Here is a 22348-nt window from a genome sequence, read left to right on the forward strand (position 1 = left end):
CGGATTACTTGACGATCATTCCCACACCCCGCCCACGCGGGTCAGAGGCGGTTTCCAGCTGCTCCCCGGTCACCCGGATCGCCTGGATATCGCCCATCTCCCACCCCTGGTCCTCCAGCACATAGCCCATCTGCTTCAGCTCATCGGCCACCTTGCCGGTCAGCGGCGCATAGCTGTCGTAGTAGATGGTGTCCTTGGGCAGCAACTGGTGGTGCACCCGCTGCGCTGCCACCGCCTTCTCCAGCGGCATGCGGTAGTCGTACAGGTTGTTCATCACCTGGAAGATCGACGTAAAGATGCGCGAACCGCCCGGTGTGCCGAGCACCAGCGCCACTTTGCCGTCACGGGTCACCAGGCTCGGGCTCATGGACGAGAGCATGCGCTTGCCCGGCTCGATAGCATTGGCATCGCCGCCCACTACGCCAAAGGCGTTGGCTGCGCCTGGCTTGGCGCTGAAGTCGTCCATCTCGTCGTTGAGCAGGAAGCCCGCGCCCTTGACCACGACGCCGCTGCCGTAGTCCAGGTTGAGGGTATAGGTGTTGCTCACCGCATTGCCCTGCTTGTCGACGATGGAAAAATGCGTGGTCTGGTGCGGCTCCAGGCCCGGCTTTACATCTTCGGTCCTGGAGATGGCACTCGGGTTCACCTGGGCAGCGCGCTTGGCGAGGTAGTCCTGGGCGACCAGTTTGTCGACCGGCACCTGGGTGAAGGCGGGGTCACCGAGGTAGTCGGCGCGGTCGGCGAACACCCGCTTCTCGATTTCGGACAGCAGGTGGATGTACTTGGCCGAGTTGTGTTCCACCCCCTTGAAGTCTGCCGCGCGCGCTTCCTTGATGCCCAGCAGCTGGGCCAGGGCCACGCCGCCGGAGCTCGGCGGCGGTGCGGTGTAGACCATGTTGCCGCGCCAGCTGATCGCCATCGGCTCGCGCCACACGGCCTTGTAGTCCTTCAGGTCGGCCTTGGTGATCAGGCCCTTGTCGGCCTGCATCTGCGCCACCAGCAGGTCGGCGGTCTTGCCCTGGTAGAACTCGCTCACGCCCTTGTCGGCAATGCGCTCCAGGGTCTGGGCCAGCTCGGGCTGCTTGAACAGCTCGCCCACCTTCATGGTGCCGAAGTAGTCGTTGAAGTTGGTGGCGGTCTTGAACAGGCCCTGGGCATCGTTGCGGTACTGGTACTGTTTTTCGGCCACCTTGAAACCGTTTTTCGCATACCCGATGGCCGGGGTCAGCAGCTCGCTCCAGGGCAGCTTGCCGAACTTCTGGTGCGCTTCCCACAGGCCCATCACCGTGCCAGGTACACCGGCCGCACGCACGCCGACCAGGCTGAGGTTCTCGATCACCTCGCCTTTTTCGTCCAGGTACATGTTGCGGGTGGCGGCCTTCGGCGCCACTTCGCGGTAGTCGAGGAAGTACGGCTTGCCGTCGACGAACAAGGTCATGAAGCCGCCGCCGCCGATGTTTCCGGCTTCAGGGTAGGTCACCGCCAGGGTGAAGGCCGTGGCTACGGCGGCGTCCACTGCGTTGCCGCCCTTCTTGAGGATATCGGCGGCCACTTGTGCGCCATATTGATCGGGCGCGGCCACCGCCCCGCCCTCCAGGGTTACCGCGTATGCGCTGGAGCAGCTCAGGATCGCGGCCCCCAGGACCATAGGCTGGAACATGACAATACGCATGCAAACTTCCTTGGTGTTGTTAGTTTGATCAGTCATTAAGGCTGAAGCATTTCGACTAAGCAAATCACCGAAGAAATTTCCTACATGATGATCAGAGCCCTGTCGCGCTCAGACAACTTGGCTGGTGTATACCGCCAGCTTTTCCTGAATGAAGTCGAGAAAGCACTGGATCCGCAGGGCCAACTTTGTATTGCGGTAGTACACCGCATGGATCGGTTGGCGATAGCCGTTGTTGAACTCGCCCAGCACCACCTGCAGGCGGCCGGTACGGATGTCCTCATGGCTCATGAAGTGCGACAGGCTGACGATGCCCTCGCCGGCCAGCGCCAGCTGGCGCAGGGTCTCGCCACTGGAGGCGATCAGGCTGGGGCGGATCTGCCAATGGTCACCCTGGGCATGGCGCAACGGCCAGCGGTTGAGCGACTCAGGCTGGCTGAAGCCGAGCAGGCAATGGTCCTTCAGCTCTTCGACCGTTTGCGGCGTGCCGTGGCGTGCCAGGTAGTCAGGGCTGGCCAGCACCTGGATCGGGCTACAGCCGAGTGAACGCGCATGCAGGCTGGAGTCGGCCAGGTCGCCGATGCGGATGGCCACGTCGGTGCTCTGTTCCAGCAGGTCGATGATCAGGTCGTCGGTGTTCAGTTCCAGCTCGATGCCAGGGTACTGGCGGCGGAACTCGCCGATCCACGGCAGGATGGCGTGCAGCATGAAGGGCGCTGCGGCATTGATGCGCAGGCGCCCGGAAGGCGTCTGGTTGTGCATGGACAGGTGCTCTTCCATGTCGTCCATCTGCTCGAGGATGCGCCGCGAGCGCTCCAGGAAGAAACGCCCTTCCTCGGTCAGGTCCATGCGCCGGGTGGTGCGGTTGACCAACGTGGTGCCGAGCTTGGTTTCCAGTCGCGACAAGGTGCGGCTGACCGCCGAGGGGGTCTGGCCGATCTGTTCGGCAGCGGCGGAGATCGAGCCACAATCGATGACGGCGACGAATACCTGGAGTTCTTCGGATCGGGTTTTCACACGGTAGGCCTTGAGTGGGAGTAGCCCTGATAGATAGCGGGTGAAACGGATCGGTGCAAGGGGCCGCTGCGCGGCCCAATCGCAGGGCCAGCCCGCTCCCACAGGCTGGCGGTGAACGCAGGACAGTGGGAGCCGGCTTGCCGGCGATGGGGCCTCGACAACATCACCAAGCCTTGCCGAACACCCGGTCCAGGTGCGCTTCGTAGGCCGCCAGCGCCGCCGGTACATCCGGGCGCTTCATCACGTCCACGGCCAGGAAGGTCGGCAGGCCGGTCATACCCAGGAACTGGTTGGCCTTGTGGAACGGGAAGTACACCGCATCCACACCCTTACCCTCGAAGAAGTCGCTCGGGTCGTCGAAAGCCTGCTGTGGGGCATTCCAGGTCAGCGAGAGCATGTACTGCTTGCCCTGGATCAAGCCGCCACTGCCGTATTTCTGCGAGGCGTCGGAACGGGTACGGCCGTCATTGGCGTACAGGCTGCCGTGGCCGGCGGTGAAGACCTCGTCGATGTACTGTTTCACGGTCCAGGGCGCGCCCATCCACCAGCCGGGCATCTGCCAGATCACCACGTCGGCCCAGAGGAATTTCTCGACTTCTTCCTGGGCGTCGTAGCCACCATCGATGAAGGTCTGCTTCACATCGAAACCTGCGCGATCCAGGTGGGCCAGGGCAGCTTCATGCAAGGTCTCGTTCAGGCGACCGTCGGAGTGGGCGAAGCGTTTGCCGCCGTTGAGCAGGAGAATCTTTTTCATGGGTGGGCCTCGTGAGCAGGTCGAATGGATGGCGGCAGATTAGGCAGGCGAGGACCAGAGAAAAAGCGGCTCGATGGCAAAATACATTTGCGCTAAGGACACGAATGAAAAACATATTGTTGCTTTAGAATGCAGTCATCTTCACTGCCTTCGAGGCCCATGCACATGACCGAGCAATACGCCTTCATCCTCAAAGCCAAGACCCGCCCGGAAAAGGCCGAAGCCTTCGAGCAGCTGTTCCGGGCCTATGTCGAGCCCAGCCGCCAGGAGCCGGGCTGCATCGAATACCACATGCTGCGCGACAAAGAAGACCCAAGCCTGTTCGTGTTCTACGAGGTATGGGCCAGCAAGGCCGACCTGGACGTGCATTCGGCCCTGCCACATATGCGTGAGTTCTTCGAGCAGCGCATGGAGTACCTGGAGCGGGATTTCGATATCCAGATGATCGAGATGCTCAGCCCCGCTTCGTCGGGGCGTTGATCCAACGGCTTGGGTACCTGTGAGATCGAGCGCCGCGCGGGCGGCGCTCGATCGCACAGGCAACACTCAGCTCAAGATCCGTTCACCTCAAGCCCTTCCGCTGCATCATCCATCAACGCCTTGGCCATGCCGCTGAGGTAATGGGCCGCCCACATCAGGTTGCTGCCCCCCTGCTCCGCCAGGGCTGACTCAAGCGTCAGGTACCGCACGCAGTCCTGCATGATCGAAGCCTGCTCCAGCGCCACGCTCACCGGTATACCCGGCATTACCCGCATCAGCGCCGGGATCGCCTCGCTCACCCGCAGCATCGCGATGCCTGGGGTCGTGTGTTCTTTGTCCATGGCAACCTCAATGACGTGTTTGCGCCAGGCTCAGGGTGAGTTCGACCAGGCTGCGGGCCGCATCGATTTCATGCATCACCGTCACGTTCAACGCGTGCGTCGGCGGTTTGGGGTCGAGGCGTGCCATTTGCTGGGCCACGGTGAACGCGCATTCCAGGTGCTCGGACACGATGAGTAGGGTGTTTTCGAGGGAGTGGGGAGGTGGGGCGGGGACAATTGTTCTCATGAGGGCTGCTCCTGACGAGTATGGAGCTACCGACCATCGCTGCTAAACGAATGGAGGCAGCTGTGCACGGGTTAGCAGACCGGCAAGTCAGGCACCCGGCGCACCCGAAGGTGCCCCGCACACAGCCACCATGACGCGAAGCGATTTCGCACTGAGGTGAGCACTTGAGCCTGATATTGAATGGGCTGCTAAACCCGGTCGCTGAATTGGCAACGACCCGGCGAGACTAGAGGGGGAACAATACCCATCGCAATGGCAGAAGTGCGGCGAGAGTATGTTTCGGAAACGGACTACGCGAAAGAGGGAAAATCCGATGTTGTTGGCGCTACCCCGTATGGGAGCTGCAAAGCAGCCCTACATCACTGATGCGCCATGGCCAATTCCCGCAAAGCGGCCGAGGCGTGTCATGTTCAGGTTCACGCTCCTACACCGGCCCCAGATCACCTCACTTGAGGTAAGACCGCAACAACGCCGCCACCTTGTCGGCCTCTTCCTGCCGCGCCTGGGCACTCAACCCGTCGGCCACCAGGTGCTCGCGGATATGCCCTTCCATGACCTCGGCCATCAGCCCATTCACCGCCCCCCGCACCGCAGCGATCTGCTGCAGGATGCCCAGGCAGTCTTTGTCCTGCTCGAGCGCGGCCTCCAAAGCCGCCGCCTGGCCTTTGATCTTGCGCACGCGGGTCAGCAGTTGTTTCTTGCTCTTGATGGTATGTGCCATTCAGCCTCGCACCTTCATAGGTATACTGGGGTATAGTATGTGCCGCACACATTCTGGAGCATGATAAACCATGGTGGCGCAAACCTCTGACAAGTGGCTGCACAGCCATCAGTTCCATACCAGCAATCTGGGCGCCGAGCGAAAGACACGCTTGGCCGTTTGGCTCACGGCCCTGATGATGGTGGCCGAGATTGCCGGCGGCTGGTACTTCAACTCCATGGCACTGCTGGCCGACGGCTGGCACATGAGCTCCCATGCCTTGGCCCTGGGCCTGTCGCTGCTGGCCTATGCGGCGGCACGGCGCTATGCAGGCGACCGGCGCTTCGCCTTCGGCACCTGGAAGATCGAGATCCTCGGCGGCTATTCCAGTGCCCTGCTCTTGCTGGGCGTGGCCGGCCTGATGGCGTTCCAGTCGGTGGAACGGCTGCTGACACCAGGGCCGATCCACTATGACCAAGCCATCGCCATCGGCGTCGTAGGCCTGGCCGTGAACCTTGTCTGCGCCTGGCTGCTGCGCGACGACCACGACCACCACCATCATCATGACCACGATCATCACCATCACGGCCATCACCACCACCAGGACCTGAACCTGCGCTCGGCCTACCTGCACGTGATCGCCGACGCCGCCACCTCGGTGCTGGCCATCGTCGCGCTGCTGGCGGGCAAGTTCTGGGGTGCCGGCTGGCTGGACCCGGTAATGGGCCTGGTGGGTGCGGTGCTGGTGGCGGTGTGGGCCAAGGGCCTGCTGCGCGATACCGGGCGCGTGCTGCTCGATGCCGAGATGGACGCACCGGTGGTCGAGGAAATCCGCGAAGTGGTGGCCCAGTTGCCGGTGCCTGCCACCATCACCGACCTGCACGTGTGGCGCGTGGGCAAGGACCAGTATGCCTGCATCCTCAGCCTGGCGAGCAGCTTGCCGCTGGAGGCGGATAACGTGCGCAAGGCCCTGGCCGTCCACGAGGAGCTGGCCCATGTCACCGTGGAAGTGAACGCGCTGGCGGGCCACCGATAGCGCAACCAGGCACCTGGGTGTCGAGCCCAGGCAACTGCAGTACGAGCGCAGGCCCTATGGTGGCGTGTCATTCAGCCATTTACCTGGAGCCTGCCATGTCCGATTTCATCACCGTCCTGCGTGAAACCTGCCCGATCCCGGCCCTGAACGCCACCCCGTGGAAGCGCATCGGCGGCGACCCGCAGACGGTCAACCTGAACGCCTACCTGTCTGCCGACGGCAGCAAGATCATGGGCACCTGGATCTGCACCCCGGGCAAGTTCGAGATCAACTACGAGAAGTGGGAGTTCTGCCACTTCCTGGAAGGCTACGTGATCATCACCCCGGAAGGTGAAGAGCCCAAGCACCTGAAAGCGGGTGATGTGTTCATCATCGAGCCGGGCCTGAAGGGTACCTGGGAAGTGGTCGAGACCGTGCGCAAGTACTTCGTGTTCGCCTGACCCAGTCGACATCACCCAACCCTGTGGGAGCGGCGGTCCCGATATCGCCGTCGCCCTTGATCGCGGCATTAGCCACTGTTCTCTGCGAATCGCCCACGAGGGAATGCGTCACAGGCAAAAAAACATCGCGGGGCAGATGCCCTTCCCCAAGGTGCGCAGTTACATGGGGAAAGCCACCTGGCCCGCGATAAAACTCACCTCGCTCGTCAATCCTTCTTGCGATAGCTCTCTACGATCGCCGAGAAGTCCTTGCCGCCTTCACCGCGCAGGCTCATGGCCTGGTACAGCTGCTGGGCGACGGCGCCCAGGATCACCGGCTGGTGCGCGACCCGCGCAGCCTCGGTGGCCAGGCCCAAATCCTTGAGCATCAGCTCGGCGCCGAAGCCGCCGGTGTAGCCCCGCGACGCCGGGGCGGTCTCGATGATGCCCGGCCAGGGGTTGTAGGTATCGGAACTCCAGCAACGCCCGGTGGAGCTGTTGATGATGCCGGCCAGCACCTTGGTGTCGATGCCCAGTGCATTGCCCAGGGCCATGGCCTCGGACACGCCGATCATGGAAATGCCCAACAGCAGGTTGTTGCAGATCTTGGCGATCTGCCCGGTGCCGACTTCACCGCAGTGCACGATGTTGCGGCCCATCTGCTCGAGCACAGGCTTCAAGGTGGCGAACAGTTCGGCGCTGGCACCGACCATGAAGGTCAGGGTGCCGGCCGCCGCGCCGCCGGTGCCGCCGGACACCGGCGCGTCGCCCATGTCCACACCCTTGGCCGCTGCGGCCTTGGACACATCGCGAGCGGTCTGCGGATCGATGGTGCTGCAGTCGACGGTCGGCGTGCCGGGACGCACGCCGGCCAGCACACCGTCGTCGTTCAGGTAGACGCTGCGCACATGGGCTGCCGCCGGCAGCATGGTGATCACCAGGTCGCTGGCGGCTGCAGCGTCCTTGGGCGAGGCGCTGACCTGCCCACCCAGTTCGGCGAGCTCGTCCAGCACGGCCTTGTTCAGGTCGAACAGGTTCAGCTGGTGCCCGGCCTTGATCAGGTTGCGGGCCATGGGCGCGCCCATGTTGCCCAGGCCGATGAATGCGATACGCATGACTTTCTCCTTGGCGCAGGCTGATGGCTCAGCGCAGGCTGATGGTGGTGTTCACACCGTCATTGACGCTGTCATCGTCGAACCAGCGGGCGGTGACGGTCTTGGTCTGAGTGTAGAACTGCACCACCTGCTTGCCGTACGGGCCCAGGTCGCCGAGCTTGGAGCCGCGTGAGCCGGTGAAGCTGAAGAACGGTACCGGCACCGGGATCGGGATGTTGATGCCGACCTGGCCGATGTCGATCTCGCTCTGGAACTTGCGCGCCGCCGCGCCGCTCTGGGTGAACAGCCCGGTGCCATTGCCGAACGGGTTGGCATTGACCAGGGCGATGGCTTCGTCGAGGGTGTCGACTTCCAGGGTGACCAACACCGGCCCGAAGATTTCCTGGGTGTAGATCTGCATGTCGGTGCGCACGCCGGAGAACAGGGTGGGGCCGACGAAGTTGCCCTGCTCGTAGCCCGGGACCTTGACGTCGCGGCCGTCCAGCTCGAGCTTGGCGCCTTCCTTGATGCCGCTTTCGATCAGGCCCAGCACACGCTCCTTGGCGCGCTTGGACACCACCGGGCCGACATCCGTGCCCGGCTCGCAGCCGGCATTGACCTTGAGCTTGCTGGCCGCGGCCTTGATGTCCGGCAGCCACTCGCGGGCCTTGCCCACCAGGACCGCCACCGAGGTGGCCATGCAGCGCTGGCCGGCCGCGCCGAAGGCGGCACCGACCAGGGCATTGATGGTTTGGGTGCGGTTGGCGTCGGGTAGCACCACGGCGTGGTTCTTGGCGCCCATCATCGACTGCACGCGCTTGCCGTGCTGGCTGCCGAGGTTGTAGACGTGAGTGCCCACTTCGGTGGAACCGACGAAGGAAATCGCCTTGATGTCCTTGTGCGTGCAAATGGCGTCCACCACCTGCTTGCCGCCATGCACTACGTTGAGCACACCGGCCGGCACGCCAGCTTCCAGCGCCAGCTCCACCAGCATCATGGTCGACAGCGGGTCTTGTTCGGACGGCTTGAGTACGAAGGTGTTGCCGCAGACGATGGCCATGGGGAACATCCACAGCGGGATCATCGCCGGGAAGTTGAACGGGGTGATGCCGGCGCACACGCCGATGGGCTGGCGCAGGGTGTAGGTGTCCACACCACCGGCGACGTTTTCGGCGAACTCGCCCATTTGCAGGGTACCGATGGAGGCGGCGTGCTCGACCACCTCCAGGCCACGGAAGATGTCGCCTTCGGCGTCAGCCAGGGTCTTGCCCTGTTCGGCGCTGAGGGTCTGGGCGATGCGCTTGGTGTGTTCGCGGATCAGCGCCTGCAGCTTGAGCATGATGCGCATACGCGCGCCGATCGGAGTGTCGCGCCAGGTCGTGAAGGCTCGCTGGGCAGCGGCCACGGCGGCATCGACTTCATCGGCGGTGGCGAACGGAACCCGCGCCAGCACCTGCTGGGTGGCCGCGTTGACGATGTCACGCCACTCGGTGGTCTTGGACTCGACCCACTGGCCGTCGATCAGCAGCTTGACCTGCTCGACCTTGGCCTGGTCTGGGGTATGGGGTGCGTTCATCTGCGCTCTCCTTGGAATTATTGTCGGAACGAGATCGCCAGCGGGTGGCGCCGTGGGGCTTTTTTCGAGTATAGATGTGCAAACATCCAACAAGAACGCACAAAAAAACCGGATCATCATGCAAAAAGACCTCACCTCCCTGAGTTCAATGAACTGGGACGACTTGAAGTTCTTTCTGGAAGTGGCGCGCACCCGCAAGGCCAGCAGCGCGGCCAAGCGCCTGGCGGTGGACTACACCACGGTGTCGCGGCGCATCAGCTCGCTGGAAGGCGCCCTGGGCACGCTGCTGTTCGAGAAATCACGGACCAACGGCTTCGTCCTGACCGCCGAAGGCCAGCGCCTGCTGGGCTATGCCGAATCGATCGAAAGCACGCTGCACATGGCCTGCGAGCAGGTGTCCGGCTCAGGCGTGGCGTTGTCGGGGCATGTGCGCATGGGCTGCACGGAGGGGTTCGGCAGCTTTTTCGTCACCCCGCAACTGAGCCATTTCGTCGATGCCTACCCGGCGATCTCGGTGGACATCCTGCCGCTGCCGCACTTCATCAGCTTGTCCAAGCGCGAGGCGGACATCGTCATCGCCCTGGAGCGGCCCGAGCATGGGCCCTACGTGTGTTGCAAGCTATGCGACTACCGCTTGCGGCTGTATGCCACCCAGGAGTACCTGGACAACCACGAACCGATCCGCACGGCAGCCGATTTGGTGAACCACCGGTTCATCAGTTATGTCGATGACCTGGCCTTCAGCTCGGAGCTGCTGTACCTGGCCAATCTGATCCCCAATGCCAACGCGCACCTGCGCAGCACGAGTGTGATCGCCCAGTACACGGCGGCGTTGCAGGGGCGTGGGCTGGCGATCCTGCCGTGCTTCCTGGCGGCGCAGGATGCGCGGTTGGTCAACCTGTTGCCGCAGGAGGTGGAGATTACCCGGCAGTTCTGGATGTACTGCCGGGAGGACCTACGCAAGTTGAAGCGCATCACCTTGTTGTGGGATTACATTCGCGATGTGACCGAGGCAAACGCGCCGTTGCTGATGGGGCAGACGCGGGATATGCGCTTCGCCTGACATCGAGCGGGGCTGCTTCGCACCCCATCGCCGGCAAGCCGGCTCCCACCTGTCCTGCGCTGTTTTTAAAGACACCGCCATACCTGTGGGAGCGAGCTTGTCCCGCGATCAAGGGCGCAGCCCTTTCAGTTGGATGCCACCACGATCGACACCCGGCGGTTTTCGGTACGCCCGGCCGGGGTACGGTTGTCGGCCACCGGCTGGCTGCTGCCCAAGCCGACAGTCCGGATGTTCTGCGGCTGCATGCCGATGCCGATCATTGCCCGCGCCACGCTCTGCGCACGGCGTTCGGACAACTGCCGGTTGTAGGCCTCCTTGCCCGAGGCATCGGCATGGCCATCGATACGCACCCGCTGGATGCCCACCGCCAGCAAGGCCTTGCCGATGCGCTCGACGATCGCCCGGCTCTGGCTGTTCAGGCTGTCCAGGTCACTGCCGAACAGCACCTTGCCGGAAAGGTCATACGCCCACCCCTCGTCAGTCGGAGCGAAGCCCTCGCGCTTGAGGGTAGCGATCTGTTCGGGCGTAAGGCCCTGGGGCACACTCTGGCAGCCGCCCAGGGCCAGCAATGCCAGCAGTACGGCCAGCAAAGGAAAACGCAATGCGTGGAAACGGTGGATCACGGTTCAGCTCCTGTTATCAATGTCAGTGGCGCAGCGGTCCGTCTGCGCCACTTGCCAATGGCCACGGCGCACGCGCTTGGCCTGGTACATCGCCACGTCGGCGGCATTGAGCAACCCGGCCGGGTCGTTGCCGTCGTCCGGGTAATAGGCGATGCCAACACTCATCGAGGTGGTGATCTGCTTGCCGCCGTCCAGCAGAATCGGCACCTTCATGCTCTCGACGATCTTTTCGGCAATGCGCTGGGCGTCGTCCCGCGCGTGCAGCGGGGCCAGCAGCACGGCGAATTCGTCGCCGCCCAGGCGCGCCACCAGATCGTGTTCACGCAGCTGGGCGCGAATGCGCTTGGCGACGCTCACCAGCACTTCGTCGCCCACGGCATGGCCGAGGCTGTCGTTGATCTGCTTGAAGTGGTCGCTGTCGAGGAACAGCAGCCCCAGGTGCTCGCGCTGCCGCGCGGCGTTGCGCAGGGTGCGGCTCAGGCGCCCTTCGAAGAAGGCACGGTTGGGTAGACCCGTGAGGCTGTCGTGGCTGGCCTGGTGGGCAAGGTTCTCGTTTTCGCTCTGCAGGTGGCTGTGCCAGGCCTCCAACTCGTCGAGCAAGGCATTGAAGTCATTGCCCAGCTCGTTGAGCTCGGCGATCTGCGCCTCGGGTACGCGCCGGTCGAAGCTGCGCTCGCGGCGGGCGGCGTGGGCCACGCTGGCCAGGCTGCGCAGCGGGCCGACGATATCGCCGAACAGCCGGCGCGACAGGTAGATGGCCAGCACCGCGCTGAGCAAGGTACAGAACAGGATCCCGGCCAGGCCGCTGAACAGGAAGCGCAGCAGGTTGCCGCCCTGCCCCACCAGTTCGATATGGCCCACCTGACGCTGCTGGTGCACCACCGGCAGATTGATCGGCTCGTCCAGCAACGCGCGGGCCACTTCGGCTTCCAGTTGGGCGAACATGCCGTCGTCGTCGCGGTGCCAGTGGGCCAGTTGCTCGCCGTCGCGGTTGAACACCTTTGCATCAGCCACTTCCTCGGTGGCCGCGATCAGCGCCAGGGCCTCCTTGGCGGCCGGGCCGTCGTTGAACACCACGGCGGCTTCGACGGTGTAGTTGATCGAGCGGGCGATCAGGTGCAGGTTGTGGTTGGCATACACACGCAGGGCGAGCACACCGAGCAAGGTCAGGGAAATACCCGCCAGGCCTACCGCCAACAGGGCTACGCTCAAATGCCCACGGCCCAGCACCGAGCGCAGGGTCGGGCGGGTACCGCGCTTGGCAGCGAGCTTCATGGCTGCACCGCCCGGCGCCGCGACAGCTGCAGCACGCTGGGGTGGATACGTACACCGCTACGCGCCACCGAGTCGAGGTTCACTTCGAAGGCCACCTGGTCATCGCCGACACGCAGGCAGAACAGGCTGCCAACCCTGCAGGGATCATCGGCCTCGCTGATGCTCAGGACCGGATGGCCATTGATGGCCTGGAACAACCGCTCGCGCTCCCCGCTGTTCAGCTTGCCGATGTAAACGGCATCGCAGGCATTGGCGATGCGTGCGTCGTCGGCCAGCAGGCGGCGTACCTCCAGCGGTTGGCCGGAATTCTGCACATTGCCCTTGATCAGGTCATCGGCGTATTCGGTAGGGCCCACCAGGCACAGGCGCAGCGGCGCGGGGGTGGCCGGCCAGCGGGCATAGCTGAGGATGCCCAGTACCACCTGGGTCACGGCCTTGGCCCGTTGTTGAGCCTGGGCAGCGCTGGCCGGGGCTTCTGCCTGCGCAAGGCCAGCGAACAGCAACAGGGCGGCTAACGCCGGCGAAAGCGCATGGCCCAACACGCGCCCCCAGGATGAGGCAGCCACCATGTAGGAAATCTCTCAAAATCCCTTAAGAAATTAGCGCAACGATAGCACAGTGCCTTTGGCCTCAGGAATGTGCGTTACGTCACACTTTCTCCAGCATCAACCCGGAAATCCTGCGCACCTTACGTGCTACCGCCTCTTCGAATACCCCGGCACGCGGCTCGACCAAGCTGAAGCAGTGCTTGGCCCGGGTGATACCGGTATAGACCAGTTCCTTGGTCAACACCGGGTTGAGCGAATCGGGCAAGACCAGCGCCGTATGGTTGAACTCCGAGCCCTGGGACTTGTGCACGGTCATGGCGAATACCGTTTCCACCTCGTTGAGCCGGCTTGGCAGGACAAAGCGCACGCCGCCGCTACCGTCGTTGCGCGGGAAGGCCACGCGCAGCACGGGCTCGCCCAGGTCGTCGGGCAGGCGCAGGGCAATGCCGATATCGCCGTTCATCAGGCCCAGGCCGTAGTCATTGCGGGTCACCAGTACCGGCCGGCCTTCATACCAGGGCTGCTGACTGTCGATCAGCCCGGCGTTGCCCAACACTCGCGCCACGCGCTCGTTCAGGCCCTGGACACCCCAGGGGCCCTTGCGCACCGCGCAGAGCAACTGGAAGTCTTCGAAGCTGTGCAGCACCTTGCTGGCCCAGTGTTCCCAGCGCGGATCGTCGGCGGGCGTGCCAGGCGCCGGGCGGTGGCGGCCAATGGTGCGTAGGTAGCTGCGGTAACCCTGGGGGCCGTCGTCGCCGCGCCCCAGGCCGTCGAGCAACAGGCGGTCGAAGGCGCGGTCGTGTTCACCGCGCAGGGCCAGGCCGAACACATCGGCCGGCGGCAGGGTCAGCAGGTCACGTGCCTGCTGGGCTTGCTGGCGGTTGACCAGGCGTGCCAGTTGGCCAATGCCGCTGCCTTCGCCGAAACGCCGGGAATACCGCAGCATCACCACCTGTTGCGCCAAGGGGTTGCGCTGCGCATCGCCCGGCGCAAGGCCACTGCCTTCGAGCGACTGGCCGCCCACCTGCTCCAGCCAGGCCTGGGTCGCCGGGGAGTAGCACCCGTCTTCGGCATCGCGGCACAGGTCACCGAGCACCGCACCGGCTTCCACCGAGGCCAGCTGGTCCTTGTCGCCCAGCAATACCAGGCGAGCCCGGGGCGGCAGGGCATCGAGCAGATTGGCCATCATTTCCAGGTCGATCATCGAGGCCTCATCGACCACCAGTACGTCCAGCGGCAACGGGTTGCCGGCATGGTGGCGAAAGTGTCGCGAGCCGGGGCGGCTGCCCAGCAGGCGGTGGACAGTGCTGACCTCGGTGGGGATGTGCCCGCGCACCTCACTGCCGACCTGCAGACGCTCGACCTGCTGACCGATGGACTCGGTGAGGCGCGCGGCAGCCTTGCCGGTCGGGGCCGCCAGGCGAATGCGCAGCGGGCGCCCCTGCTCCACCGCCGGGGCCTGGAGCAAGGCCAGCAGACGCACCACGGTGGTGGTCTTGCCGGTACCCGGGCCGCCGGTGATGATGCTGAAGGCTGCGCGTGTGGCCAGGGCGCAGGCGAGCTTCTGCCAGTCGACCTGGCCAGCCGGGGCGCCACCTGCGAACAATTGCTCGAGACGCGCGGGAAGGTCGGCCGGAATATGCTCGTTCTGGCTCAGGCGCTGGCGCAAGGCCTGGTCGATACGCCGCTCGTAGCTCCAGTAACGACGCAGGTAGAGGCGCCGGCCACTGAGCACCAGGGGCCTCGCGCCGTGCCCGGGAGCGTCCCCGGCCGCCACCAGGGGGCTGGCAGCGATGTGTTGCAGCCAGGTATCCAGGGCCAGGCCGGCGAGCAACTGCGAGGGCAGCAGCAAAGGCCCGGCCAGGGCATCACCCTCCGGGGGCAACGACAGGGCGAAATCCGGCTCGGCCAGGGTTTGCTCCAGATCGAGGCAGACGTGACCGTGGCCAAGCTGGTGGCTGGCCAGGGCCGCCGCCAGCAGCAGCAAGGGGTCACTGCCCGGGGCCCGCTCTTCGAGGAAATTGACGAACGCGCGGTCCAACGCCCGAAGCCAGTCGCGCTCGACCCAGCGGTCGAGCAGCACCAGCAGGTCGCGGCTTTCGCGCAGGGGCGCCAGGGCCACCAGTTGTTCAGCGTGCAGGGGCGTGGGCAATAGGTCATCGAGGCGTCGGCTCATGGCGCGGCTCCGGCAAACAGGTCTTGCTGTTCGGGTTCGTGGGCGCCCCGGAACAGCGCATCGAGTTGTTCGATCAGGGCACGCGGCGGCTTGGCGAAATACAAACCGTGGCCGGCGCTGCCGACGCCGCGCAGAAAGATGAACACCGCGCCGCCGACATGGCGGTCATAGTCATAGTCGGGCAGGCGCGCGCGCAACTGGCGGTGCAAGGCCAGCAGGTAGAGCACGTATTGCAGGTCGTAGCGGTGCTCGAGGATCGCTTGCTCCATGGCCAATGCATTGTAGGCCTGGGCGTCGGGGCCCAACCAATTGGACTTGTAGTCGGCCACGTAGTAGCGACCGTCCAGCTCGAACGCCAGGTCGATGAAACCTTTGAACATGCCGTTGAGCACGGTCGGCAGAGCCGCAGGACGTGCGGCGTTGCCGTGGGTATGTCGCACCACCAGCTGGTCCAGGCGCACGGCATCTACCTGGTGGCTGGCGAACCAGAATTCCATTTCGATCTGGTATTGATGCAAATGTGCGAGGGTCAGGGTCGGGCCTTGGGGTTGCAGAGGCAGCGGCTCGGTGAGCAACTGGCCGAGCCAGTGTTCCAGGGTCGGGATCCAGCCGGTCCAGTCGCGGCGGTTGCAGCGCTCGCCGACGGTACGCCTGATCAGCTCGGGCTGGGCGCTAACCTCGGCGAAACCTTCCCGGCCAGCCCATTCGAGCAGGCCGTGAAGAAAGGTGCCTGGGTTCGGGCCGCGGGGGAAGCGGTGGATGTCACCGCCTTCGACCGGGACTTCGCGCAGCAGCTGGGTGTCGGCCTGCTCATCGTCCAGCAATTGCTGGGCTTGGGAGCTGTCGGCACCGAGGGTCTGGTCGCCCACGCGCAGGGCGCTGTAGGAGGCGATCCACCAGTGTTCGGCGGCAGCCCGACGCGGCTTGCGCGCTGGCAGCAGCTCGCGTGTATCGCGCGGGGCGTGGTAGACGTCCTCGCTCGGCTCGGGCAGGCCGAGGCAGGCGATGTCGCGGCTGCCTGCCTGCAAGGCCTGCAGCCAGCCGGCCAGCTGGCCCGACGCAGCCAGCGGCACGCCACCGCCCAACAGGTAGCCCAGGGCCGACCTGTGCAACTGGGAGGTCTTCTGGCTGCCGCGCTTGAGGTCGGCGATGCCCAGCCAGCAGGCGTACTGGGCGCGGGTCAGGGCGACGTAGAGCAGGCGCAGGTCTTCGGCCAGGCGCTCGTCATCGGCACGGGCGATCTGCGCTTCGTTCGGCGTCAGGGTCAGGTGGGCCTGACCTTGGCTGTCGTGCCAGGTCAACGGCAGGCGCTGGCCGTCCACTGGTTTGCTGGTGCAGATGAAGGGCAGGTAGACCAGCGGATATTCCAGCCCCTTGGACTTGTGGATGGTCACCACCTTGACCAGTTGCTCGTCGCTTTCCAGGCGCAGGATCTGCTCTTCGCCCGCCTGGCCGGCGTTGGCCAGATGTTCGGCCAGGTGACGGATCAACGCCTGCTCGCCATCGAGCTCGCTGGCGGCCTGTTGTAACAGCTCGGCCAGGTGCAGCAGGTTGGTCAGCACCCGCTCGCCATCGCTGCGGCCCATGAGCGTGCGCGGCAGCTGGAAGTCGTGCAGCAGGCGGCGCAACATGGGCAGCACACCCTGGCGCTGCCAGGTGTCGCGGTACAGGCGGAAACGCATGACCCAGCCTTCCCAGACCCGCTCGTCCTGGTTCAGGCGCTCCAGTTCGGCCAGGGGCAGCTCGAGGGTGAGGCTGGCCAGGGCGCCCTTGAGCAGGCGCTCGGAGTCAGGTTCGGCACAGGCCTTGAGCCAGATCAGCAGGTCATGGGCCTCCTGGGCGGCGAACACCGAGTCCTTGTCGGAGAGGTACACGCTGCGTACATCGCGGGCGGCCAGTTCGGCACGAATCAGTTGGGCTTCGCGGCCATCACGCACCAGGATGGCGATATCCGATGGCTGGCACGGTCGTAGCGAGCCCTGGGCGTCACGAAAACCGGTCACGCCGTGCTGGCCGCCGTTGAGCAGCTCAACGATGTGGCTGGCGCAGCTGGCAGCAAGCTGCTGGCGGTAGAGCGTGTTGGAGACCGGTTCTTCACTCTGCAACTGCCAGCACTGCAAGGCGGCGCAGGGTTGACCGTCGACCAGCAGCTGCTCGCTGCGCCCCTTGGCGCGGACCTCGACGAAGGGCAGCGGGTTGTCGCCGCTTTCGCGGAACAGGAAGGCCCCTCGCCCCTCGCGGCGAGCTTCGGCCTGAAGGAACACGCGGTTGACCGCCGCCACCATGGCCTGGCTGGAGCGGTAGTTGGTGTCCAGGCTGTGCAGTCGGCCGCTGGTGGCACGGCGGGCAGCCAGGTAGGTGAAGATGTCGGCGCCGCGGAAGGCGTAGATCGCCTGCTTGGGGTCGCCGATCATGAACAGGCCGGTTTCCCGGCGGTTTTCGCTGATCCGGTAGATGCGTTCGAAGATGCCGTACTGGACCGGGTCGGTGTCCTGGAACTCGTCGATCAGGGCCACGGGAAACTGCTCCCGGATGAGGCCGGCCAGGCGCTCGCCGGACTCGCTGGCCAGGGCATGCTCCAAGCGCAGCAGCATATCGTCGAAGCCCATCTCGGCGCGCCGGCGCTTTTCCACCTCGAAACGCGCCGACACCCAGGCAGCGGCATGCTCGAGCAGACGGGCATCAGGGCTGGGCAGCGCTTGCAGTTGTTCGCGCAGGTTCTCCATGGCCAACAACGCGGGGTGGTCTGGCGGGGTACCGGACTTCCAGGCCTCGGCCATGCCGGCTGGGGTCAGGCGGGTGAAGCCGGTACCCAAGTCCAGTTCCAGGACCTGATCGTCGCCGGCCCAGGCCCGCAGCTTGTCGAACCAGGGCTCGAAGAAACGTGCTTGCAGTTTGCGACCATCCGCCAGCTTGCTGGCGACGGCATCGCGACAAATCTGGTGCAGCTCGTCGGCCCATTGCCCCCAGGGGGCCTTGAGCTGGCAGAGCTGCGCGGCGCGTTCGCGCAGGGTGGCCTCGATCAGCGCCTGGGGCTGTTCGTCGTCCAGGTCACCGCGCACCCGGCCAAACAGCGGGCGGATCCGTGGCAGCAAGGCGTCCGGGCTGCCCCATTGGCTGCGCACCCAGGCCAGGGCTTGGCCTTGCATGCCGTAGCAGAAGCGTCGCCAATAGTCGCGCATGACCTGACCCAGCAGGTCGCTGTGGTCGGTTTCCAGACTCTGGGTGAACAGGCTGCCACTGTCGAAGGCGTGCTCGCGCAGCATGCGCTGGCACCAACCGTGGATGGTCGACACCGCCGCCTCGTCCATCCACTGCACCGCGACCTCCAGCCGGCTCGCGCAGCGCGGCCAGTGTTCGGCGGGGTAGTCGTCGCGCAGCAGGTGCAGCAGCGGGTCGGCCTCGGTCAGTTCACCGCGGAAGAAACGTGCGGCCTCGGCCAGGCGTGCGCGAATACGCTCGCGCAGCTCCTTGGTGGCAGCGTCAGTGAAGGTCACCACGAGGATCTGCGGCGGCAGCAGCTCACGACCAAAGCCGTTTTCGCCGCCATGGCCGAGGATCAGGCGCAGGTACAGCGCCGAAATGGTGAAGGTCTTGCCGGTGCCGGCGCTGGCTTCGATCAGTTGGCTGCCGTGCAGCGGAAAGCTCAATGCCAAGGGGCGGGCCTGGGTCATGCGGCAGTCTCCGGGGCGCCCAGGGTTTGCCAGGGCGCAGCGAACAGTGGACGGTACAGGGTTTCGCACCAGCCTTCGAAGGTCTCGTCGGCGCAGAGCGCGGCAAAGTCGCGGAACTGGCGGGCCAAGGCCAGGCTTTCGCTGCGCTCGCCGAAGGTATTCTGGCCATCGCCTTCATAGGCTCGTTCTGCGGCAACCAGGGCTTTGGCCGGGTCACTTTGCTCCAGCCAGGCGAAGGCGGTCTTGGCGGCCACGGGCAGGGGTGCGTTCATCCCGGCCTGGCGGGCGATCAAAAGGTCGGCCAGCAGCTCCGCGGCCTGGGCCTGGGGCAGCGGGTCGAGCAGCAGGGTCCGGTCGCTGGCGACCATCGCGCTGTGCAAGGGGTAGCCGGCGGCGCAAGCGGCCAGGTGCATGACCCAGGTGGGTACCAGCCGGTGCCATTTGACGCTGTTGCGCCCTGCGCCCAAGGTGTTGGGCACGGTGGCGATGCTCAGCAGGCTCTGGTCCTGGGCCTGGTAGACCCGGCCCAGCCAGCCTTCCAGGCGCTGCTCGCCCCTTTCGAAGTGGATCGGCAGGGCGCCCTCCACCACGTCAGGCCAGCGCTGGAGCAAGTATCGGTGGCGCTGCAGCAGGTCAGGCAAGGGCTGGATCAGCTCGGCTTGGAGCATCTCGCCAAAACCGGCTAAAGGTAGCAGCCCGCAGGCCTGTAAACGTCGCGCCTGGCCTTGCAGCGCTTGCTCGGCATTGTCCGGGTCGGCCAGTGCCGCACCCAGCAGGGTTTCGCTGAGGCTGTAGCGTTGCAGGGCATCGAGGACGAAGGGTTCTTCATCTGGTGTCGGTGTTTCCAGGGCCTCGAAGAACACCTTCAGCCGCTGGCTGAAGAAATGCCGCACGGGGTGGCGGAGGAAGTCCTGCAGGTGGGTAAGGCTCAGCGCCTCTTCATCCTTATAGGGCGGTAGCGGGTCGTCGCTGGCCGAGGTCGGCTCCATTGTCTGATGCACGACCTGCCATTCATGGGCATAGCTGAACAGTGCGCTGCCCTTCTGGAAGTAACGGGGGCTGAAAGGCTGCAGCGGGTGTTCCTGGGTCAGGGCGTGCAGCAACTGCTCGCCAGGGTTTTCAAGGGCCCCAGATTTGGCACCGGCCAGCGTCCAGCCCGCGGCGAAGTGGTCGCGTAGCTGGCCGATCAATACCGATGCGGGGCGCTCGCTGTTATCGCGAATGCTGCGCCCGACCCAACTGATATACAGCTGGTCACGTGCCGAGAGCAGGGCTTCGAGCAATAGGTAGCGGTCGTCTTCGCGTCGGGAACGGTCGCCTGGGCGGTAGTCGCTGGCCATCAGGTCGAAGTCCAGGGGCGGTTGGGCGCGAGGGTAGTCGCCGTCGTTCATGCCCAGCAGGCACACCACCCGGAAGGGGATAGCGCGCATGGGCATGAGGGTGCAGAAGTTCACCGACCCTGCCAGGAACCGCTGGGACAACTTGCCCTGGTCCAGACCCGAGAGCCAAGCCTCGCGGACCACGGTGAGCGGTAGCGGGTCTTGCAGGCCGACGGTTTCGCAGGTGGCGAGCCAGGTGTCACGCAAGTCCTGCAGTTGCATCAGGAGGAACTCGTCGTGCTCGTCCTCGGCCAGGAAGAATACCCGCAGCAGCGCTTGCAGACGTTCGCCCCACTCGGTTGCGCTGGCGGGCTGCGAAAGGGCTTGGCAAGCCACGTCGAGAGCATCGAGCAAGGCCACCAATGGGCCGATCAGCGCGGCGTCGAGGCCTCCGATCTCGTCATAGGGCTCGATACCGTCGCAGCCTTCGCCGACACCCACGGCGTAACCGAGCAGCATACGTCGCAGGCCAAACCGCCAGCTGTTCTGCTCGATTCCCATGGGCAGGCCCAGGGTGGCGCGCTGCTCGGCGCTCAGGCCCCAACGGATGCCGGCACCCTCGATCCAGCGGTGCAGGGTTGGCAGGTCGCTTTCCTGTATGGCGAAGCGGGCACGTACGGCGGGCACGTCCAACAAGTCCAGCACTTCGCTCACGGCGAAGCGGCTTTCGGGTAGCTTGAGCAGGTGTTCCAACGCGATCAGCAATGGCTCGCGGCCGCGCTGGCCCTGGTCGGTGAGCGTGAACGGGATGTAGCGCGGGTCGCTGCGCTCGAGCTGGCCGAAGACGGCACGGATGTGGGGTGCGTAGTCGTCGATCGCCGGGAGCATGACGATGACATCCCGTGGGCGCAGCGTGGGGTCGGCACTGAAGCGGGCGAGCATCTGGTCGTGGAGGATCTCCACTTCTCGCTGCGGGCTGTGGGCTACATGGAAGCGCACGGAGCGGTCCTTGGCGGGGTCGACTGCCGGCCACAGTTCGCGGGTTTCGGCCAAGGGGCGCAATTCGAGGATGTCGTCTTGCAACTGGCGCAGCAGGTTGTCGGGTGTCGCCTCTTGGAACAGGTCGATGCGACCATCGCTGAATACGCCGCGGTAGCTGCCAGGGTCGTCGTAGCTGTCGAGCAAGTTGATATAGTCGCGGCCCTGCTTGCCCCAGGCGGCCAGCAGAGGGTGGGCGTGCTGGTGCAAAGACTCGTCGTCCAGGTCCAGGGGCATGCCTTGCTTGCGCTGCTGGCGCTTGTACTGGTGCCTGAGCAGGTCCTTGTCGGCCACGATATCGGCCCAATGATGGCGACAGGGGTTGTGCACGCACAACAACACCTGGCTGAAGCGCGCCAGGCCAGCCAAGGCTTCCAGCGTCTGGGCCGGGAGAGACGAGATACCGAAGACGATCACTCGTTTCGGCAGGCCGGCAGGTGCGTGTTCGAGTTGATTTATACGCTCGATGAAGCGCTGGTGTACGCCGGCGCGGCTCTGGGCCATGCCCTGCTCGCCTACGTCCTCCAGCAGCGCTCGCCACAGTTCGGCCTGCCAGCGATTGCCGGCGGCCAGGGGCTTGCGCTCGCCCCGAGCACTGTTGAGCACATGGCCCCCTGCAGCCCACTCCTTGAGCCAGTCGGCGCGGTAGACCTGGTATTGGTCGAACAGGTCGGCCAGGCGCTCGGCCAGCTGGTAACGCTTGCGCAGGTCACTGTCGTCGGTCAGGAAGCGCCGCAGGGGCTCGAAGTGCTCCCGTTCGATCAAGGCAGGCAGCAGACGCATCAGGCGCCAGGTCAGCGGCGCCTTGTCCAGCAGCGAGACTTCAGGAATTTCGTCGCGACCCAACACCCGGCGGTAGAGCTGCCACATGAAGCTGCCCGGCAGTTGCACGTCGATCGCGGCGGCGATGCCGCAGCCGCCTTGGTCGTCATCCTGCGGATCCTCGGCCAGGGCAAGCTTGAGCCATTGCGCGATGCCGTTGCTCTGCACCAGGGCGATCTCGTTTTCCAGCGGCGCCAGGGGGTAACGACGCATCCAGCTCACGACCAGACTGCGCAGGTCGTCGAGGCGGTTGCCGTGGACGATCATGAAGCCGGGGTGGAGGTGCGGGGTATTGTGCATCGGGAGGTCTCTGGCAGGCGCTGGAGGCTGAGGGGGAACGATATCACGTGGGCACCAGGCGGGCTGCATGGCCTGGTCCGTGAGTTTCAGACGCCAGAAAGACAAAACCCCTACCTGCTCGCGCAGATAGGGGTTTTGCGAAATGAATCTTGACGATGACCTACTCTCACATGGGGAAGCCCCACACTACCATCGGCG

18 protein-coding genes are annotated in these 22348 nt (G+C 65.0%); 4 read left to right on the plus strand and 14 right to left on the minus strand.

Going from position 1 to position 22348, the window contains the following annotated elements:
* Window positions 1-4: 4 nt before the first annotated feature.
* The 3 genes from ggt to mdaB form a co-directional block, all read right to left on the minus strand.
* Window positions 5-1672: a gamma-glutamyltransferase gene (gene ggt / locus AC1MHZ_RS06855; protein WP_084858463.1), complete on the minus strand. Its 1668-nt coding sequence runs from the start codon at window positions 1670-1672 to the stop codon at window positions 5-7.
* Between the two features lie 108 nt (window positions 1673-1780).
* Window positions 1781-2686: a LysR family transcriptional regulator gene (locus tag AC1MHZ_RS06860; RefSeq protein WP_084858464.1), complete on the minus strand. Its 906-nt coding sequence runs from the start codon at window positions 2684-2686 to the stop codon at window positions 1781-1783.
* A 163-nt stretch (window positions 2687-2849) separates the two neighbouring features.
* On the minus strand, window positions 2850-3440 hold the full coding sequence (mdaB, locus tag AC1MHZ_RS06865; RefSeq protein WP_482966156.1) for an NADPH:quinone oxidoreductase MdaB: 591 nt from the start codon (window positions 3438-3440) through the stop codon (window positions 2850-2852).
* Between the two features lie 165 nt (window positions 3441-3605).
* On the opposite strand from mdaB, the gene AC1MHZ_RS06870 reads away from it, so the two are divergent.
* Window positions 3606-3920: a putative quinol monooxygenase gene (locus AC1MHZ_RS06870; protein WP_084858466.1), complete on the plus strand. Its 315-nt coding sequence runs from the start codon at window positions 3606-3608 to the stop codon at window positions 3918-3920.
* Window positions 3921-3991: 71 nt separating this feature from the next.
* Here AC1MHZ_RS06870 and AC1MHZ_RS06875 read toward each other — a convergent pair whose 3' ends face one another.
* The 3 genes from AC1MHZ_RS06875 to AC1MHZ_RS06885 form a co-directional block, all read right to left on the minus strand.
* Complete coding sequence (locus AC1MHZ_RS06875) at window positions 3992-4261, minus strand: DUF3077 domain-containing protein (protein ID WP_084858467.1); 270 nt, start codon at window positions 4259-4261, stop codon at window positions 3992-3994.
* Window positions 4262-4268: 7 nt separating this feature from the next.
* A complete protein-coding gene (locus AC1MHZ_RS06880) occupies window positions 4269-4487 on the minus strand; it encodes a hypothetical protein (RefSeq protein ID WP_324816656.1) in 219 nt (72 codons plus the stop codon).
* A 445-nt stretch (window positions 4488-4932) separates the two neighbouring features.
* Window positions 4933-5208 (minus strand): metal/formaldehyde-sensitive transcriptional repressor, encoded by a 276-nt coding sequence (locus AC1MHZ_RS06885; RefSeq protein ID WP_084858469.1) that lies wholly within the window; start codon window positions 5206-5208, stop codon window positions 4933-4935.
* Between the two features lie 70 nt (window positions 5209-5278).
* On the opposite strand from AC1MHZ_RS06885, the gene dmeF reads away from it, so the two are divergent.
* Both dmeF and AC1MHZ_RS06895 read left to right on the plus strand, forming a co-directional pair.
* The gene (dmeF, locus tag AC1MHZ_RS06890; RefSeq protein WP_482966157.1) at window positions 5279-6223 is read left to right on the plus strand and encodes a CDF family Co(II)/Ni(II) efflux transporter DmeF; all 945 of its coding nucleotides are present in this window, start codon (window positions 5279-5281) and stop codon (window positions 6221-6223) included.
* Between the two features lie 95 nt (window positions 6224-6318).
* Window positions 6319-6663, plus strand: coding sequence for a cupin domain-containing protein (locus AC1MHZ_RS06895; protein ID WP_084858471.1), 345 nt, complete (start codon window positions 6319-6321; stop codon window positions 6661-6663).
* A 206-nt stretch (window positions 6664-6869) separates the two neighbouring features.
* On the opposite strand, the gene mmsB is transcribed toward AC1MHZ_RS06895, so the two are convergent.
* Window positions 6870-7757, minus strand: coding sequence for a 3-hydroxyisobutyrate dehydrogenase (mmsB, locus tag AC1MHZ_RS06900; protein WP_084858472.1), 888 nt, complete (start codon window positions 7755-7757; stop codon window positions 6870-6872).
* 28 nt (window positions 7758-7785) lie between these two features.
* Window positions 7786-9312 carry a CoA-acylating methylmalonate-semialdehyde dehydrogenase gene (locus tag AC1MHZ_RS06905; RefSeq protein ID WP_482966158.1) on the minus strand — a complete coding sequence of 509 codons (1527 nt, stop codon included), beginning with the start codon at window positions 9310-9312 and terminating at the stop codon, window positions 7786-7788.
* Window positions 9313-9430: 118 nt separating this feature from the next.
* On the opposite strand from AC1MHZ_RS06905, the gene AC1MHZ_RS06910 reads away from it, so the two are divergent.
* Entirely contained in the window at window positions 9431-10375 is a 945-nt protein-coding gene (locus AC1MHZ_RS06910; protein WP_482966159.1) for a LysR family transcriptional regulator, read from the plus strand.
* Between the two features lie 125 nt (window positions 10376-10500).
* Here the strand turns inward: AC1MHZ_RS06910 and yfiB are convergent, their stop codons facing one another.
* The 6 genes from yfiB to recC all read right to left on the minus strand — a co-directional run bounded on the left by yfiB (window position 10501) and on the right by recC (window position 22150).
* Entirely contained in the window at window positions 10501-10995 is a 495-nt protein-coding gene (yfiB, locus tag AC1MHZ_RS06915; protein ID WP_482966165.1) for an outer membrane lipoprotein YfiB, read from the minus strand.
* Between the two features lie 6 nt (window positions 10996-11001).
* The gene (gene dgcN / locus AC1MHZ_RS06920; RefSeq protein ID WP_482966160.1) at window positions 11002-12273 is read right to left on the minus strand and encodes a diguanylate cyclase DgcN/YfiN; all 1272 of its coding nucleotides are present in this window, start codon (window positions 12271-12273) and stop codon (window positions 11002-11004) included.
* A complete protein-coding gene (gene yfiR / locus AC1MHZ_RS06925) occupies window positions 12270-12842 on the minus strand; it encodes a regulatory sequestration protein YfiR (protein ID WP_084858477.1) in 573 nt (190 codons plus the stop codon). Before yfiR ends, dgcN begins: the two co-directional genes overlap by 4 nt.
* 79 nt (window positions 12843-12921) lie before the next feature.
* Window positions 12922-14997 carry an exodeoxyribonuclease V subunit alpha gene (gene recD, locus AC1MHZ_RS06930; RefSeq protein ID WP_084858478.1) on the minus strand — a complete coding sequence of 692 codons (2076 nt, stop codon included), beginning with the start codon at window positions 14995-14997 and terminating at the stop codon, window positions 12922-12924.
* The gene (gene recB, locus AC1MHZ_RS06935; RefSeq protein WP_084858479.1) at window positions 14994-18671 is read right to left on the minus strand and encodes an exodeoxyribonuclease V subunit beta; all 3678 of its coding nucleotides are present in this window, start codon (window positions 18669-18671) and stop codon (window positions 14994-14996) included. Before recB ends, recD begins: the two co-directional genes overlap by 4 nt.
* Complete coding sequence (gene recC, locus AC1MHZ_RS06940) at window positions 18668-22150, minus strand: exodeoxyribonuclease V subunit gamma (RefSeq protein WP_482966161.1); 3483 nt, start codon at window positions 22148-22150, stop codon at window positions 18668-18670. Before recC ends, recB begins: the two co-directional genes overlap by 4 nt.
* Window positions 22151-22348 lie beyond the last annotated feature (198 nt).

The organism is Pseudomonas sp. FA-1, assembly GCF_056856075.1.

Excerpts from the sequence above, each read along its gene's own strand:
- AC1MHZ_RS06880 (WP_324816656.1), bottom strand. The coding sequence starts at position 4,487 with ATGAGAACAATTGTCCCCGCCCCACCTCCCCACTCCCTCGAAAACACC.
- mdaB (WP_482966156.1), bottom strand. The coding sequence starts at position 3,440 with ATGAAAAAGATTCTCCTGCTCAACGGCGGCAAACGCTTCGCCCACTCC.
- mmsB (WP_084858472.1), bottom strand. The coding sequence starts at position 7,757 with ATGCGTATCGCATTCATCGGCCTGGGCAACATGGGCGCGCCCATGGCC.
- AC1MHZ_RS06910 (WP_482966159.1), top strand. The coding sequence starts at position 9,431 with ATGCAAAAAGACCTCACCTCCCTGAGTTCAATGAACTGGGACGACTTG.
- dgcN (WP_482966160.1), bottom strand. The coding sequence starts at position 12,273 with ATGAAGCTCGCTGCCAAGCGCGGTACCCGCCCGACCCTGCGCTCGGTG.
- dmeF (WP_482966157.1), top strand. The coding sequence starts at position 5,279 with ATGGTGGCGCAAACCTCTGACAAGTGGCTGCACAGCCATCAGTTCCAT.
- AC1MHZ_RS06875 (WP_084858467.1), bottom strand. The coding sequence starts at position 4,261 with ATGGACAAAGAACACACGACCCCAGGCATCGCGATGCTGCGGGTGAGC.
- recD (WP_084858478.1), bottom strand. The coding sequence starts at position 14,997 with ATGAGCCGACGCCTCGATGACCTATTGCCCACGCCCCTGCACGCTGAA.
- ggt (WP_084858463.1), bottom strand. The coding sequence starts at position 1,672 with ATGCGTATTGTCATGTTCCAGCCTATGGTCCTGGGGGCCGCGATCCTG.
- AC1MHZ_RS06895 (WP_084858471.1), top strand. The coding sequence starts at position 6,319 with ATGTCCGATTTCATCACCGTCCTGCGTGAAACCTGCCCGATCCCGGCC.
- recC (WP_482966161.1), bottom strand. The coding sequence starts at position 22,150 with ATGCACAATACCCCGCACCTCCACCCCGGCTTCATGATCGTCCACGGC.
- recB (WP_084858479.1), bottom strand. The coding sequence starts at position 18,671 with ATGACCCAGGCCCGCCCCTTGGCATTGAGCTTTCCGCTGCACGGCAGC.
- AC1MHZ_RS06870 (WP_084858466.1), top strand. The coding sequence starts at position 3,606 with ATGACCGAGCAATACGCCTTCATCCTCAAAGCCAAGACCCGCCCGGAA.
- yfiR (WP_084858477.1), bottom strand. The coding sequence starts at position 12,842 with ATGGTGGCTGCCTCATCCTGGGGGCGCGTGTTGGGCCATGCGCTTTCG.
- AC1MHZ_RS06885 (WP_084858469.1), bottom strand. The coding sequence starts at position 5,208 with ATGGCACATACCATCAAGAGCAAGAAACAACTGCTGACCCGCGTGCGC.
- AC1MHZ_RS06905 (WP_482966158.1), bottom strand. The coding sequence starts at position 9,312 with ATGAACGCACCCCATACCCCAGACCAGGCCAAGGTCGAGCAGGTCAAG.